This is a genomic window from Vibrio sp. GLN_1, assembly GCF_043106015.1.
Taxonomy (GTDB): Bacteria; Pseudomonadota; Gammaproteobacteria; order Enterobacterales; family Vibrionaceae; genus Vibrio; species Vibrio parahaemolyticus.
Genome location: NZ_JBICMD010000035.1, coordinates 283,311 through 298,374 on the forward strand (window position 1 = coordinate 283,311; position 15,064 = coordinate 298,374).

A 15,064-nucleotide genomic window follows, 5' to 3' on the forward strand; every position below is an offset into this window, starting at 1 on the left:
TTCTCAATGTTTAAGTTGATAGGGAACTAACAAGCATGAAGAAGATCCATTTAAAGTTAGTGATAGAAAATTTTACAAATAGAATAGTCTCAGCTAATCTAACTTTTTGATGTTGGGTTGCTTATTGAGGAGGAAGTTTATGGCCGACTTTATATACACCCTTAATTCTACGATGGTACTAATATAGTGCTAATAAACTGATAAGGATGATCCAGTTAGTTATTAATTGGTTATCCGGATTTAGTGATAGCTTGGAAAGCAACGTTCGTGAAGCAAAAATTGTAGATGGATCGAATGGCGTGGACCAAGCATGCTGTGAGGCTTAACTGAAGGTACTTTGGTGGTTATGCTTCTTACCGAAACTACAACGTAGTGGAAAAGGTTTGGTTACGCTTATCGTAAGAAGTTCGTAGGTCGAAGTATCACTCCGTCATAAATAAATTAGCCCCGTAGTCGGGGCTTTTAAATCACGAAAACGCTACTTATTGCTGTCAATTACATGAGCCCAAATTCGCTCACATAATTTGGTTAGCTCTGGGGTTAGCTTCCAGTCTGTATCTTCGGAGTTCATAATCTCGATGGCTGTATGACAGAACTTTACTTTGTCTTTTATAGTTCCGGATTTATCCGAATATAACTTTCGGTCAGGATCCCGAAGCGACTTCTTTTTTACAAACCGTTCAAGAATAATCCCAACGCCTTCATCTTTTTTTTCAAAGCGGTCTTTGGGTATATTATCGAAAGTATTTGTACTTTCTCCGATCCCATTAAAAGTGCCCCAACGTGCTTTGGCAGTTTTGATTAATATGTCATGTGGAATATAGTTTTCAATTTCCTTCCATTTCAATAATTCAAAACTATTACCGAGATCCTCTCTCAGCTTTTTGACTCTTTCGCCTTTACCATCTATGTCTGCATCGGCGATGAGCAATATTTTGTGGTTAAGCTTTCTTGCTGGTGTGCTGTTAATGTGTTCATCTGAGTTTGATGCTCCAAAATACCAGTGTGTAATATTACTGCCCTGATACTCTGTAAACACAAAATGCAAGTTTTCGTGATAACTAGAAAGTTGATTAGCTTTTTTCTCGTGACCTTCTGCCCGAAGTTCTTCTATATACTTGTTGAGGTATGTACGGAGATACAACTTGTCGGTTATTCCTTCCACCCAGATAGAGCAGTTTGCCAGGAGAACAGATGATGCGCGAACGCCCAGCTCAGTAAGGAGTGCTTCAAACTCTGCAGCGGGAGTAACTTCCGTTTCACCCTCTTTACTCTGGCGTACTTGTTGAATTGACACATCGTCACGCTCTTGCGCGATATCTAAAAAATGATTTGAATGCGTGGTAATGTAGAACATATGTTCTTTATGATTAGCATAGGTCTCAACAAGAGTTCTCTGCAATCCCGCATGTAAGTAAAGTTCTGGTTCTTCAATAAAGAACATCGTCGGTTTGGTAGCCATAAAAACAGGGTAAGTCAGCATTATTATTGACTGGATACCATCACCTAAGTCATATATAGGACGCTCTTCTTTTACCCCCTCTTTGAAATAAACAACATCGGTATCGATTCTTGGCACAAGTGAGATATCTTGACCAAAAAAGAAGTTTTCCGATAAATACTTTTCATATTTAAGGATCTTTTCTCTTTGTTCAAATGTACCTAACAGATGGTTTTTAACATTTTCATATAAACTATGACCTGTGAAAATGTATTCTTTCAAATTCGACTTAGGGAAATAATCCAAAGACGTTCTTTTATGGAATAAATCTGAGCTATCAATATTTCTGAGGCTCCTCAGTGTCGGTATATATATAGACTCCCAAGGTGCTAATCTTAATAATTTCTTTATTGTTTCTAATTTTTCTTGGTTTAATACTGGGTCTATTAAGTATTGTTGAACTAGGTCTTCATATTTCCTATGGTTTAGATTCATATTGGTTAGAATAGTTTCAGTTAACTGCTTTACGCCTACTGATTTACCATCTTTTATAATTGTCTCTATGTTTGACTTTAATTCATTAACACTAAAATTTAGAAACCGTTGAAAAGATATCTCCTTTTCTTTATCGAAGGTTTGCAAGTAGTCTATAAACTCTGTTAAAGGTATTAAGTCAGTATCGAATATTAGCTCGCTTTTCCCTTTTATATAAATATTTCGTAGTAACCTACTTTTCCCTGAATTATTAGGACCAATAAAAAAATTAATTTGCTTTACAGAAGTGAGATCCCATGTTGCAGAGTACTGGGTTCCATCACTAAATGTAATTTTATTAATGTAATTTGTTAATTTCATAATGGTATATGCTATTTTACTATGCTACAGCTTCCGCTTGTTGTTCTTTCTCTATAGCAAGACTCTCACGGTACTCTGCGGCATCTGCTTTAAGCGTCCAATGGACATCGGTAACCCCATGATGTTCAACAGCTTGTTTAATTTCTGCTACTGAAGTTCTAAAGAACTCTTTGCGAGGGTTAACTTTGTTCACAGAATCTAAATCAAATCTTCTATGTAGTTCTTTTTCTAGAGCAGGAGCATCTTCACTGTAAATCATAGCGTGGACATCGAATGAGAAAGGAACTGAGGCATCTCCTAGCTCTTTGACTCGATCCATTGGCTCTAATCTTCGAGTCATACCAATCTTAAAGACTTCTTCACCAAAGCTGCCGATGTTACTAATAACGTAAACATGGCCTCTGCGAGTTTGTTGAGCCATAGAAAGGGCGCGTTGGCCTTTCTCTTCTGCTTCTTTAAGTTTTTCCTCGAGTCCAGCAAGCTGTGATTCGTATTGAGCTCTTTGCTCATCATTCGCGGCGGCAAGTTCAGCACGAGCTTTCTCAAGCGCTTTTTGAAGCATACGTTCTTCTTTCTCTGCTTCTTTACGCGCTTTTTCCATTTCTCTAATAGCTCGTTCTTCTTCTCGAATTTGCGCTTTGATTTCGGCTTGTTCTTCTCTCTCGATTTTTTTGAGTTCAAAAGCGGCTACTGCCCATTTAAGTTCATTGAGTCTTGCATCTAGGTACTCATGATTGATGCGTGCATTTCTGAAAGGGGCGCCATTGTGATTAACTAGAGCAAAAGCGTCGATGATTTCTTGTTTAATTTTCCCGTAATTATCATGTTTAACTTTCGCTAGTGCGCTGTCTACTTTCCCGTTAAATGCATCGACAGCAAAATGAATGGCATAGGTTTTGCGGTGAATTTCTGCATAATCACAGGCGCCAGCATAACCATCCTTAACCATATCTCTAACTCTCTTCCTTGCCGCTTTGAGTTCTTCACCTGCTTCTTTATGACCGAACTCATCAGCTAAATCGTCTAACACAGAGTGATTAGGGATGATGTAGTCATCCTTGTAGCCTTCGATGGTGTTTCGCATTGCACGAATAGCTTTATCATACGAGTCTGCTTTCGCTTTAGCTTCGTAAGCGTCACCTGCAATTTCCTTAGCTTGAGCCTCAGCAAAGCTGATAACTTTCTCAGCTTCGACTCTAGCTTCGCTCTTAATTACTTCGGCTTTTTCTTTCGATTCTTTCAATCGTTGGGTCGCTTCTGACCTGATAGACTTCGCTTCCTGGCGAATTTCGTCCGCGTTTGCTTCGGCTTCAGCTAGCAACTTTAATGATTGATCTCGTTTAGATGCTGCATCTTCTTCTGCTTCATCGAGTAATTTGGCTGCATGACCTTCGATATCTATGATCGGCCCATACTTAGTTTTCAAGTCTCTTCGCTCTTCTTCAAGGCGAGCAACTTTTCCATATGCGTATTCGAGTTGCCTATTTGTATCGGCAAGCTTCTCTTCGAATGTTTTTTTGTTCTTTTTAGCTCTTCTGATACTGATAGTGAGCAGCAATATTGGTAAAAAGAAAATAATGAGGGCGATTACAGTACCTTTATCCATAACGTTTGCTCCTAGACAACCAATTAATAATTATTTGTTCTTAAGTTAGGTCACTCGCTTAGTTATTTGTTAGGTGAAAGTGACCGTATATTTTATTTTCTACCAAGCCTTTCACGCATAGTTTTCTTCTGTCCGTTTATGGACTTTGCGATCCCTACCATCTCACGCATGTCTCTTATAAAATCTGGGACGTTTTGAGTATCTGCTTTACCGTCATGGAACTGAAAGAAAGATGCTACAAGCTCTTTTTTGATAGCTGCACGTTCTTCTTTTTCTAACTCTTCTAGATATGGAGAGATTGTTGCTAACTGAATACCACGCTGACGATATAGGTTTTCTTTGTGTCTATGAACTGCCGCTTCTTTTAATAAATAGATAGCTGGCGCAGTTAGCAAGATAATCATCGATAAACGCATGAACATGAGAGTTGTAGGGTTCTGTCCCGACCCAATTGCACCATCCACGTGGATCACCAAGTCAGGTTTTGGCAAAAATGGAAGACGAATATTTGTTATCTCGCTGAAAAATACAGAACCAGAATATATAGCGGCGATCATGAATAAAAAGCCAAATATCTGAAGAGCCCAATAAACATTGCGTTCAGTGTTTGCCTGTTTTATATGTTGATCCGCCATAACTCCTGATGTAACGATAGAAATCAGACTCTCTACAGCTTCAATTTTCTGTTTAAAGGCAGTCTCCATTTTTTCTTTTTGTTTATCGTAGGTAGAGATCTTTTCATCAATTCTTCTATTTATATTGCCTATAACTTCAGCCACGTGATCATCAAAAGACTGCTGTGCATTAGTTTGGGATTGTTGAATTCCTAGTACTACCTCTGATGACGTTTTTCTAATTGAGTCGTTGAGCCGGTTTTGGTTATCAATGATAAAACTGTGAAGTGACTCTTTGTGATCAGACACTGTTTCTTCTAGAGACTGTTGTGTATTTATAATGTACTTTTTTAACTCTCTCTCGAAGTTGGCTTCGGCGGAAGAGGAACGTTCTTCTAATTCGGCTAAAACTTTTTTTGCTTGCGCGTTAATCTCATTCTGTCGCGTTGACAGCTGATCCATTAATCCTTCAAGCTTGTCATTTAGAGTGGTTCGATTTAAAGCATTAAAGTTTTTTATTTCATCAAAAGTGTCTTCAATATCAAGTAATAGATCTTTTAATTCGTGAGTGATAATGATGCCTATTCTAGCTGATTGTTCTTTGATTTTTGCAAGTGACTTGTTTACATTATCAAAATCCTCATATGGAACTTGTTTGAATTTATCTGGTGTTTCATCTACGAGAGAAGTGCCAAGGAGGTTATGCGACATGATATTGGAAAGTTGGTTTTCCAGGTTTGTTAGGGGGCCCGTAAGGCTAGAGGGGTTTTTTAAATATTTTTTCAGCCTAATTAAGTATTCAGAAATCTGTTTAAATTGAGAGGTGGTGATTCTTACCATTGGATTCTCAGTTTTCATTAAAAGTCCTCCGGAACTTTACTTACTTTCAAGAGACTAGAAAACTTGTCGTGCTTTAAAACTACTGGTGTCAGAGCTAAGGTTTTTGTCAGGCTTTTTGGGTTCTTATTGTAGTTACAAAAAGTTAATTTATTTGTAATATCCATTTTGTTTCCTAGTCATCTTTTTAACCATTATTCTTTTCTTAATGTTACCGCCACGCGGCCAATTACTTTGATATCTTCCTCTGATACTTCAACCGTCGCGTTGCCAAATACGACTGCTAGTTTGTTTGGTAATCGTTGAATGTGGTTGATGGACAGACGCCCATTCATATCAATCAAATACTCACCACTCACTGCATCGTTCTGTTTTTTATCTACCAGAAAGCGGCCTTCGTTCGTTTCGATCTCAATGGTGTTGCTGGCTTCTAAATCCCAAGAGTTGAACATGCGTTGTGCGTATGGAATCTCTCCAGTTGGCACAAGCTGGCCATTCGTAAGGCAGAAACTTTTAATCGCGACGATGGCTAACTGAGGATTCTGTAACTCTGGACTAGATGAAGTCACCTCTGCTTTAGGCGCTTTTTTATTGCCCCAAAAAGAGTGGTGTAGATCTGTCAGAGGGTAATCTTTTGGAAGAATTAGTTCGTGAACAGGGATTCCTGTCCTCAAATGAATACGAACAACTAACTCGTGAGAGTTCCTATTGTGCGCATTCCATGTGCTGATTGTTTGTCGACTTACATTCGTTACGTCTGCTAACTCTGCAAATGTCGATAACCCTAGAGAATCCTTCAAGGTTTGTGTAAAGTCTTCACCTTTTAGGTACTCGAAAATTGATATTTTTTGTTGACTATCCATATAAGTTGATCAATATTGTACTCGAAAGTTGATTGTCGCGCCGACCAAAGCAAGAGACAACCGAAGAAGATAGACATAAATACAAGGATATCACCATGTTAACGTACAAGATACCTCCACTAAGTCCATATGTGACTTACGAAGAATACTCTCGCCTTACTGGTTTACCTATGGGCACTATCAAGCAGTACGTGACTGAAGGTCGCGTCATCATCAAGCCCAAAGACAAACGCCGCGATAAGCCATTGATTAACATGGTTGCTATGCACGAAATGGCAGCACGTGAAGCCATTGCTGTGCTTGGGTAAGTAATGGGCTTTTCCTCTCTTATTCCAACTAAAACGCACTGCCTAATGTGGCTAAATGAGTTCTCGTTAGTTGTCATTCTCGTACCGCCTTTCATGTAAGAGTGTGGATCATGGACGCAAATATCGCTATGTGCGGATTCCGCGAACGCAAACAGCAATCTTTTAACGCTGCATGCTGCGACTTCGCTATCAATCATAATATGGAAAAGCTGGCTCCACGCATCGGCCTAACTGGGAGAATGCTGCGTAACAAGCTAAATCCAGAACAGCCTCACAAACTGGACCCTGTGGATTTGGCATTGCTGAGTAAAGAATCCGGCGATTACACCATTGTGAACACACTCTTTGCTGACTTAGGTGTGGTGACGGTTCAGTTACCTCAAGACGGGGAAGATAAGAACCTTTTAGAGCGCACGTTACTTAACAACCAATATTCAGGTGAGCTGTCTAGCGATGCAATGCACATGTGCAGCGCAGACCGTTTACCCCGCAGTCAAAAGCGCAAAACCATTGCCAAGGTTCAAGCGGCCATCGGCAACTTAGTTTTGTTCGTCAACGATTTAGAAAACCGCACCACCGGCTTTCAGCCACTCATGCAAATGGGCACAGATTTCCTAGCCAACGGTGCGCCACTTCCAGGCTTAGCCTAAGGAGAACCAATGAGTCAGCTAGCTATTCAACAAGAACAACAAAAGCAAATACCCCACGCCAGCGAGAGCATTGCCGCTTGTAAAGCCTTGTTCAACGGTTCCGCTACACGCGGCAAGTTGAAAAAATTGTGGGACGCTATGCCACCACGTTTTCGCGGTATGGTTTTAGTCGCCGGTGATCTGAAAGCATCGGAGCATGTTCGAGAGTTTGAAAGCTTTAATGATTTGGAGCTTCAAAAAATCCGTAACGGCATGCAACAGATTAAAGAAATCGCGACGTTGTTCGATCGCAATCTTGGTGACGTTCGACGCCTCAAACATTACCAATTCAGTAGTACGCATTAATTCTCCAAGCATTTGCCCCTGTAACAGGGGGCTTTTTTCGTCTTAGCGTAGGAGCATAAAAGATGAATCTAAATGAAGTTGCAAACAAACTCGCTATCCAAACAACCATCAATAGTCTGTTCGCTTTGGCGTTGGATAGCTCAGACGTCATCAGTATTCGTATCGAGTACTCATCAAAAATGAGCCTTCTCAACGTGATTGTGTTCGACGAAAACACAACGAATCACGCTCACAACGTTGTGTTGATTGATAAAGAGCGTGCGCTTGAAGAACTACTGAACATTGAAGATTACCTGATTGAACGCGTTGCCGTTCGTCGTGATGAGAAAGAACTGGAGCCTGTCTTATGCAATATGCCGCAATAATGCTTTGTCCAGCTGGTGGTGTTATCCGCCATGAAGAAACTCAAGAAGTTGCCAATGTAATAGTTGGTGATTTCGAATCACTAGACCAAGCCATCGAACAAGCGTGTGTTTCCCTTAATTGTACTCATCTAAGTAAAGGTGTATTGAGCAAAGGCAACATGAAAGGTGGTTTCATGCTAGTGACGACTCAGGAACTGGAGTCGGTATGAGGCACCAAAAGCTTACCGTTTTGTCTGCAGGTAAAGATAAACTACGGATAGATTATGAATCAGTCTGATCTTCTATATATCGGCGGGGCAGTGATGCCCCTAGACCGAATCAAAAATAATGACGCCAGCTATAATGCTGGTTTTTTAGGTTCCAAAATTTACTCAGACCAAGAACAAGCACTTCTAAATAGTGGAATAGTCAAAAAAATAGCGATATATGACCGCGTTCCCAATCGAAAGTCTAAGCGTGAGCGAGATCTTCAAGAGCGAACTGACTTCTATAAATCTGTAAATTACCTCTCGGGACACGACCGCGAAGCGGCGGCGAGAATCGCCGAAGAGTATAGGCTAGTCAAAGGGCGCAAAAGTCCGACAGAGAAATTTCGTCACAGAAAGGACAAGCAAATTAGGCAGTTGATGAGCCTGAGCAAGTCTCTGCGTCCTAAACATATCGTAAGCAATACCGACGCTAACTTCAGCCACGACGCGTTGTATGAGGCTAACGAGCGCTCAAAACCTAGCATTCTTAATCAGAATGGTAAGCGAGCAAAAGGTGAGCCGAATAAGATTCCGATTTCGATGCAGTTAATGCACCGGTCTTGGAACGAGACTTACAAGTTTCAGGCGGTAACTGAAACACCGTCCAGTGCTGCACCTGCAGAAAACTGCGGTGAAAGGTTCTCGGAAAAACTCACCTCTCGCTCTGTGTCTAAAATTTTTGAGGCAGGCGCTTACACTGCAGCTTGTCACGGTGGGTTCTCAACGTTCCTGACGCTTACCTTCACCAATGCACAGCGGCTGGCCATATTCGGCGGAATGTTGGATGGAAGTGACTGTGTCAGCATGGGTTCACATCACCCGATAATCTATAAGCGTAACATGGTGACGGTACATCCAAAGCGCGATGAAAAGAAAGTAGACCAGCCAATCACTGATATTGGCGGTGAATACTGGTTGTTTCCGACCAGAGATAGCAAGCGAGTGAAGGTTATGAACCAGAACGGTGTCATTGCTGGTCCGTATTGCGACCTCAAACAAAAACCAAAGCAAGAATTCTCGATGGAGAAGACTTTGGAAACGACGATAGGCAAAGAGGTTTCTCGTTTTCTCGATGGTGCGAAGAAGATGTACCAACGCGGCTGGGTGGCAGACCACACAATTCAAACCGATACAGACAGCGGACAAAAGTACTGCGATTTAACTCACGAGAAAGTAGCTAAGTACGTTCAACCAAGCGATGTTGGCCCAACGAATCAACCTGCAGACTTCCATTATATTTGGGTTGCTGAGTGTCCGGCTAATGAAGACGGTGAGCCAAATCCACATGTTCATATTTTGCTGAGATGGACAGTACCAGAGCATCTGTTTAGTCCCTGGGCGAAACGACTTGAAAAGATTTGGGGACACGGGTTTGCGAAATTAGAGCGAATCAAAAAACCAAAAGCTGCCGGTTCTTACATTATCAAAGCGGTCGGCTATGCAGCGAAAGGTGAAAACGCTGACCAAGGGCTTATTAAGGGAAATCGGTACAACATCGCGAAGTGTTCAAGAGCACCTGCCTGGGAAACGCTTGCTTCGTTTGAAGCTGGCAATATGACTGCGATTATTAAGGAACTGGGCTACAAGCTTGAACAGTGGAAGAAGCCAATTAAGCGGCAAATCCGCAAACTACGAAATGCCAAAGAGCAAACCATCAAGGCCAAAGCGATCGCCAAAAAGCAGCATAAACCTGAGGAATACCAGAACAAGCTTTATCAGCGAATCATTCGATTGGAGAAGCGGGCCGAAAAGCTGAGCCAGAACTTACATAGCAGGGGAGTGCATGTTAATACGAGTAATCGATTCTGCATCACTTTTGAAGGCGAACAGGCCAAGGACAAGGTCGATAATTTTATGCTTTGGGCTGCAGGCGCTAGAGGATGGTCATTGAATTGTAGAGATGTGGATTTGAGTGACATCAAACAGAGTGCAACCTACTATTATCAAACGGAATATCATCGATTTAAAGACAATCAGTCATACTGGCAGTCATTGCTGAATGAGCCCGTTCCCCACTTTGAAATCGACGAAAGTGAGCGTAGCTATTGGAATGGTGTTGCCGCAGATTATCTAGAAGGGAGAATAACTCCACAATTAATTTAACTACTGTGGCACATCTACTTCCTACAGAGTGGAAAAATAGTATAACTAAAGCAATCTCAAGCAGATCTGAGTTGTGAAAATAAGCTTTAACACCTTGAAATTAAAGTGTGAATAATCCAAGGTACTACTCCATTTTTACTATGACTAAAGTATATGAACAGAGAAAATACTGATGCTGACTCATCAGAATACGGAAATTTACTCAGAAGTATTGTTTTCGCAATTTTGATTGTGTCGATTTTATTCTTTACGTTTTATTTGTACGTTGAATACAACAATACACTTTATCCCAATGCAAATGACAGTTTGTCTCTAGCCGAAAAAGCAGGAATTTTGGGCACCAAAGGAGATTATTTTGGTGGTTTGTTAAATCCATTTTTGGCTTTCTGTTCATTAATGGCTTTGCTTCACACAATTAGGTTGCAGTCGAAAGAGTTGTCGATGACGAGGGAAGAGCTATCTAAAACTACGGAAGCGAACTCAAAGCAAGCAGAGGCGTTAGAAAAACAGGTAAAAGCGGCTCGCCAACAGCAGTTTGATAATACCTTTGCAACACTTCTATCAGAGCACAACAAAATACTATCTGAGATTGCTGAAAACGATAAGGCTCAGGACGTTTTGGATTTCGAACACTGTAAGAGCGCTATGGATGCTAGAAGAAATATATTAGGAAACCATAGCTTGTGTAAGTACTATCGAGTGTTATATCAATTGTTGAAATTTATTGCTCGTAACCATCCAGACAATCAGGAAAAAGACTTCTCTCCGGAATATTTAGTTTCAAAACCTACTGATGACGAGAAAGCATACTCAAGCTTAGTCAGAGCTATGATACCAAGTAATCTGATTTTGGGTTTAGCGAATAACTGTGCCTTTGGACGTACTACCAGTAAAGATTATTTGGAGTACACTCTTTTAGTTGAACGTTATGCGATGCTCGAGCATCTAAGTATGATGGGGCTTTTAGCTTATAACCGTATCCAAATGGGGTCTTATAAGTGTGATTTTGTATGCTTATATAAGCAGCAAGCTTTTAATACAAATACCTCATTGAGCCAGATCTTTTCGGATATTCGCAGAATAGCAGCACTGGGCGCATCTAACCTTATAGAATGCGGCGAGTATGAGTATATTTTATCTGAGTATGGATCTGATTCGCCGATAGGTAAACTGTTGTTAAGTCCAGAGCTGATAGAATTTAAAAAATTAAAAGATGTTGAAATGGAAGAAGAGTTCTAACACGAACGATGCTGACGGATAGCAATTAATCGTATGAATTTTAATTGTGTTTGATTTCCATTGATTCGACGTATCAAAAATTCCCTAATGAGTGAATCAAGTCTAAAAATCACTGTAGAAACCTGTATGAATATACAGTATATTTTGCTGGTGATTAGTAAGGGTGTTGATATGTCGGATAAAAATCAAAACGATATCATGTTGTCTGCTTTAGAGATCGTCATTGATGGTGTAGCAAATAGTGAGGCGACAGAGCGAACTCGAGCGGCAGGTGCGTACATAGCAAGCTTAATACTGGCGGATGCGAAAGGGCAGTTGGACTCTGAAAAACAAAAAGCCATCTTGAGTATTATCGAGATGGCTTGCGAAACGGAGAGTACTGCTTTTATGTCGAAGTAATTTACAACATAGATAGTTGGTGTTTGAGCTGTTGCCGTGCCTCTGGCGGCAACGCCTTACACAAGTTGAATGCCAGTTGGCTTGTCGTTTTTGCCGATGGGCTCAACGTATGGCTATAAGACAAATTCATCACAAAGGTGTGTCCACATTCGGGGTCACTGCAGCTACAATACAAATCTGAATGACTGTTGGTTAAGCGGTTGGATTTTTGGATACGGCTTTTGCTTCCACACTCCGGGCACAACACTCTCATATAAAACACCTAGCTTATTGACTGACTTAATAATCATACGTCAAAAAGCTGTGTTTTTATACAGTTTAGGAGCGGTGGTTAGGCAGTATCTCCATGTATTAAGTTGAAATTAAGCCGCAAGTGTTTAGGTACCTCTGGGTCTGAGTTCACTTCATCCATAATCAGCTCACATACCGGAATGATCTCATCCTTGGCGTATTCACTGCCTATCTTCGTTGGGTCGCCTAAACTGGTCGTGCCCTGCGGAATAATGCCAGCCTTACCAACAGGGAAACGGTGACCGACAAGAATGTCCTGCGCGGTAATATTTTTAATGCGCTCAAACTCATCTTTGGTGGCGATATCACCAACCGGAATCAGCTGAATCCCTTTCTCTTTACCGTTCGGAATATTCACAAACATACTTCGGAAGTTACCCACGCCTTTAGAACTGGCGATCTTCTGCTTCAACATTTCTTCATCTTCTTCACTAAGGTTTGGGTCGGTGGCGTAGAAGATAAAGCCCATGTGTGCGCCGTTCTTATAGTAGCGACGGCGGAACAAAGTCGCGTCTTTATTCAGCAAGCTGCTCTGAATGCTGCCAAGGTAATCCGCTAAACCGTAGATTTGCTGCTGTGGGTCATATTGGGGCAAGAAAATAACATCTTCCTTTTTATATTCGCGTTGCTGGTTGTCGCGCTCCAGAATGACGAAATTACCGTTTTTGCGTCTGCGAAGGTACATGCCAGGTAATGGATGCAAACGAACCACACGTTTGAAACCATCGCGGATTTTAAGAAATGCAGCATCGCCAAAGGTGAAGTAATCACGGCAAAAGGCTTGGATGTGTCTGCGGCGGGTCGCGCCTCCATTTAGGAAGCGTCCGGCTACGTAGTTTGCCCGAGCAATCAACAATGAGCCATGATAGGCGTTGGCACGAGCAATATCTGCTAAGCCACTGCGTGAAATCGGTGGCTCCCAATAGTTATCGGCATCGTTGTAAAACAAATCTGAATAGGTGGTCATCCAACTGTTTGAGTCGATGGACTCTGGTGAGGAGTCGATGTGATAGACCGACTCTGTCGCGTGTTCTTCTTGTTTGACTAAAGTGTTTATTTGCTCGGTCATGCTGCAGTGGCCCAGGTTGATTTAGTTGGTGTTGAGTGATCTAACGGTTCGTTAGCGACGGCGTGAGAAATCGCCCAGAATGCATCGGCGTGTCCGGTCGTTTCACTGCGTTCGGCTTTAAAGGTCATGGCGTTACCGCTGGCGGTTGGTACGCGCTTAATCGCCATAAACGCCATTGCAATGTCTTTGTGTTCGGCATCGAACTGCAGGCGTCCGGCTTCTACTACATCAATCATCTTCATTACCAGGCGGTTTTTGTTTTCGTTGCTGTAATGGATGGCGTGAGCTTCACGTGGGTATTTCTTTGAAATTAAGTCCCAAACACCGCCGCCAATACCAGTGGTGTCGACGCCGATGTAAGTCACTTTGTAGCGCTGAAAGACTTTGTCTATTTCCGCTACGTGATATTGGAAGTTCAGGCCTTTCCAGTAGTGTTTTTCTAATACACGGAAACGTTCACCCGCGACGACAGGCGGAGCGACAACCACTAAACAGGCATTGTCTCGGGTGCGGCTTGGGTCATAACCCAACCAAACTTCCCGAGTGGCAAAAGGGCGTTTGCTATTTGGTTTGAAGTCTTGCCAGTGAGCGGCATCCACCATGCCTTTTTCAAGGTCAGAGAATTTAAAGACAGACAATGAACCATCGACAAATACGCACATGAATAGGTTTTTGAAGTCATCATCGCTGTATTCTTCGCGTAGTTCGTCAATGTCGAATAGGTCACAACCACCATTCGCGGCATCTTCAATGGTGACAACATAACGCCACTGTTTGTCTGGGCAAAGTCGGCCATCGTCTCGGAATTCATCAAAAGTCGGGAATTCGATATGGGCGCGTGAGTCTTTGCCTTTGCGCCACTGGTCACCAGTCCAGAACGGGTAAGCCTGATGCATTTTAGAAGACGGCGTAGAAAAGTAGGTTTTGCGCCACTTCTTATGTGTTGCCATTGCCGAAGCCAGTTTGTTCAGCTCGTCGAACTTAGGTATCCAGAAGTATTCATCGACATAAACGTGGCCGTGATAACTCTGCGCGGTTTTGCTGTTCGTAGACAAAAAGCGCAGCTCGGCACCATTGGAGAGAATGATAGGGTTGCCGGTTAACTCGATGTCTAAAAATTCTTTAGCAATCGCAATGATGTAGCTGCGGAAAACTTCAGCTTGTGCGCGTGATGCAGAAAGAAAGATTTGGTTATCACCAGTCAGAATCGCATCTTCTAAGGCTTCACCACTGAAATAGTAAGTAGCACCAATTTGGCGAGACTTGAGAATATTACGAATACGCTGTTTGATATTGTTACGCATCGTGTGCTGGTATTCGAACAGGGATTCGTGCCAGCCTTTAAAGTCATCTTCTGTTAGGTGCTCAATGCTGTTCTTCTTACGGCTCCTTTTACGGTTGCCGTTACTGCTGTTCTTAGGTGAGTCACCATCACTTTTTGGTGAGCTTCCTAGCGAAAGGTGTCGCTCTGCTTTGGCTTTTGCATCAGCGTGAGCTTTTAACAGCTTAACGTGGTGATCGATTAGCTTGTCCATTTCCTTGAGTTGCTGATCGGTTTTCTCATCCTTATCTATCAGCACCGCCAAACGGCGATTAATCATTTCCTCAACAGAAAGTTCATTAAGCAACAAAGACCAGCCGAATTTCTCCGCCCAGGTATAAATGATGCGCTCACTATTAAGGTTCAGTTGCGCTGCAATTTCTTTCGGAGGAACACCGCGTAAATAAAGCTTTTTCGCGGCTTCTCTTATTTCATCTGAATATGCCATAGCTGCATCATACGCGCCGAAAACTTGCAGATGACCTAGATAAATTCCTGAAAATTCTAGTT

At 42.0% G+C, this 15,064-nt stretch carries 15 protein-coding genes; 8 read left to right on the forward strand and 7 right to left on the reverse strand.

Features of this window, described 5'->3' with window-relative positions; translation table 11 throughout:
- Nucleotides 1-478: 478 nt before the first annotated feature.
- The 4 genes from ACF8OV_RS16425 to ACF8OV_RS16440 form a co-directional block, all read right to left on the reverse strand.
- Nucleotides 479-2,296: an ATP-dependent endonuclease gene (locus ACF8OV_RS16425; protein ID WP_274024152.1), complete on the reverse strand. Its 1,818-nt coding sequence runs from the start codon at nucleotides 2,294-2,296 to the stop codon at nucleotides 479-481.
- Nucleotides 2,297-2,315: 19 nt separating this feature from the next.
- Entirely contained in the window at nucleotides 2,316-3,902 is a 1,587-nt protein-coding gene (locus ACF8OV_RS16430; RefSeq protein ID WP_274024151.1) for a DUF4041 domain-containing protein, read from the reverse strand.
- 92 nt (nucleotides 3,903-3,994) lie between these two features.
- Nucleotides 3,995-5,374, reverse strand: coding sequence for a hypothetical protein (locus ACF8OV_RS16435; protein ID WP_274024150.1), 1,380 nt, complete (start codon nucleotides 5,372-5,374; stop codon nucleotides 3,995-3,997).
- 173 nt (nucleotides 5,375-5,547) lie between these two features.
- Nucleotides 5,548-6,216 carry a helix-turn-helix domain-containing protein gene (locus ACF8OV_RS16440; protein ID WP_274024149.1) on the reverse strand — a complete coding sequence of 223 codons (669 nt, stop codon included), beginning with the start codon at nucleotides 6,214-6,216 and terminating at the stop codon, nucleotides 5,548-5,550.
- A gap of 95 nt (nucleotides 6,217-6,311) precedes the next feature.
- Here ACF8OV_RS16440 and ACF8OV_RS16445 point away from each other — a divergent pair, with 95 nt between their 5' ends.
- From ACF8OV_RS16445 to ACF8OV_RS16480, 8 genes are all read left to right on the forward strand, one after another.
- Nucleotides 6,312-6,524 (forward strand): hypothetical protein, encoded by a 213-nt coding sequence (locus ACF8OV_RS16445; RefSeq protein WP_206225614.1) that lies wholly within the window; start codon nucleotides 6,312-6,314, stop codon nucleotides 6,522-6,524.
- Nucleotides 6,525-6,634: 110 nt separating this feature from the next.
- Complete coding sequence (locus tag ACF8OV_RS16450) at nucleotides 6,635-7,174, forward strand: phage regulatory CII family protein (RefSeq protein WP_053306662.1); 540 nt, start codon at nucleotides 6,635-6,637, stop codon at nucleotides 7,172-7,174.
- Nucleotides 7,175-7,183: 9 nt separating this feature from the next.
- Nucleotides 7,184-7,519: a hypothetical protein gene (locus ACF8OV_RS16455; RefSeq protein WP_274024147.1), complete on the forward strand. Its 336-nt coding sequence runs from the start codon at nucleotides 7,184-7,186 to the stop codon at nucleotides 7,517-7,519.
- Nucleotides 7,520-7,581: 62 nt separating this feature from the next.
- On the forward strand, nucleotides 7,582-7,884 hold the full coding sequence (locus ACF8OV_RS16460) for a hypothetical protein (protein WP_048625810.1): 303 nt from the start codon (nucleotides 7,582-7,584) through the stop codon (nucleotides 7,882-7,884).
- Complete coding sequence (locus ACF8OV_RS16465) at nucleotides 7,866-8,093, forward strand: hypothetical protein (RefSeq protein ID WP_140305228.1); 228 nt, start codon at nucleotides 7,866-7,868, stop codon at nucleotides 8,091-8,093. The genes ACF8OV_RS16460 and ACF8OV_RS16465 overlap by 19 nt, the downstream gene beginning before the upstream one ends.
- A gap of 54 nt (nucleotides 8,094-8,147) precedes the next feature.
- On the forward strand, nucleotides 8,148-10,235 hold the full coding sequence (locus ACF8OV_RS16470) for a hypothetical protein (protein WP_274024146.1): 2,088 nt from the start codon (nucleotides 8,148-8,150) through the stop codon (nucleotides 10,233-10,235).
- 153 nt (nucleotides 10,236-10,388) lie between these two features.
- Nucleotides 10,389-11,474, forward strand: a complete 1,086-nt coding sequence (locus ACF8OV_RS16475; RefSeq protein ID WP_274024145.1) for a putative phage abortive infection protein — start codon at nucleotides 10,389-10,391, stop codon at nucleotides 11,472-11,474.
- Nucleotides 11,475-11,645: 171 nt separating this feature from the next.
- Nucleotides 11,646-11,873 (forward strand): hypothetical protein, encoded by a 228-nt coding sequence (locus ACF8OV_RS16480; RefSeq protein WP_170827861.1) that lies wholly within the window; start codon nucleotides 11,646-11,648, stop codon nucleotides 11,871-11,873.
- Between the two features lies 1 nt (nucleotide 11,874).
- On the opposite strand, the gene ACF8OV_RS16485 is transcribed toward ACF8OV_RS16480, so the two are convergent.
- The 3 genes from ACF8OV_RS16485 to ACF8OV_RS16495 all read right to left on the reverse strand — a co-directional run bounded on the left by ACF8OV_RS16485 (nucleotide 11,875) and on the right by ACF8OV_RS16495 (nucleotide 15,002).
- On the reverse strand, nucleotides 11,875-12,126 hold the full coding sequence (locus ACF8OV_RS16485; RefSeq protein WP_079765352.1) for an ogr/Delta-like zinc finger family protein: 252 nt from the start codon (nucleotides 12,124-12,126) through the stop codon (nucleotides 11,875-11,877).
- Between the two features lie 78 nt (nucleotides 12,127-12,204).
- Entirely contained in the window at nucleotides 12,205-13,233 is a 1,029-nt protein-coding gene (locus tag ACF8OV_RS16490; RefSeq protein WP_258639547.1) for a phage portal protein, read from the reverse strand.
- The gene (locus tag ACF8OV_RS16495) at nucleotides 13,230-15,002 is read right to left on the reverse strand and encodes a terminase large subunit domain-containing protein (RefSeq protein WP_274024144.1); all 1,773 of its coding nucleotides are present in this window, start codon (nucleotides 15,000-15,002) and stop codon (nucleotides 13,230-13,232) included. Before ACF8OV_RS16495 ends, ACF8OV_RS16490 begins: the two co-directional genes overlap by 4 nt.
- Between the last annotated feature and the right edge of the window lie 62 nt (nucleotides 15,003-15,064).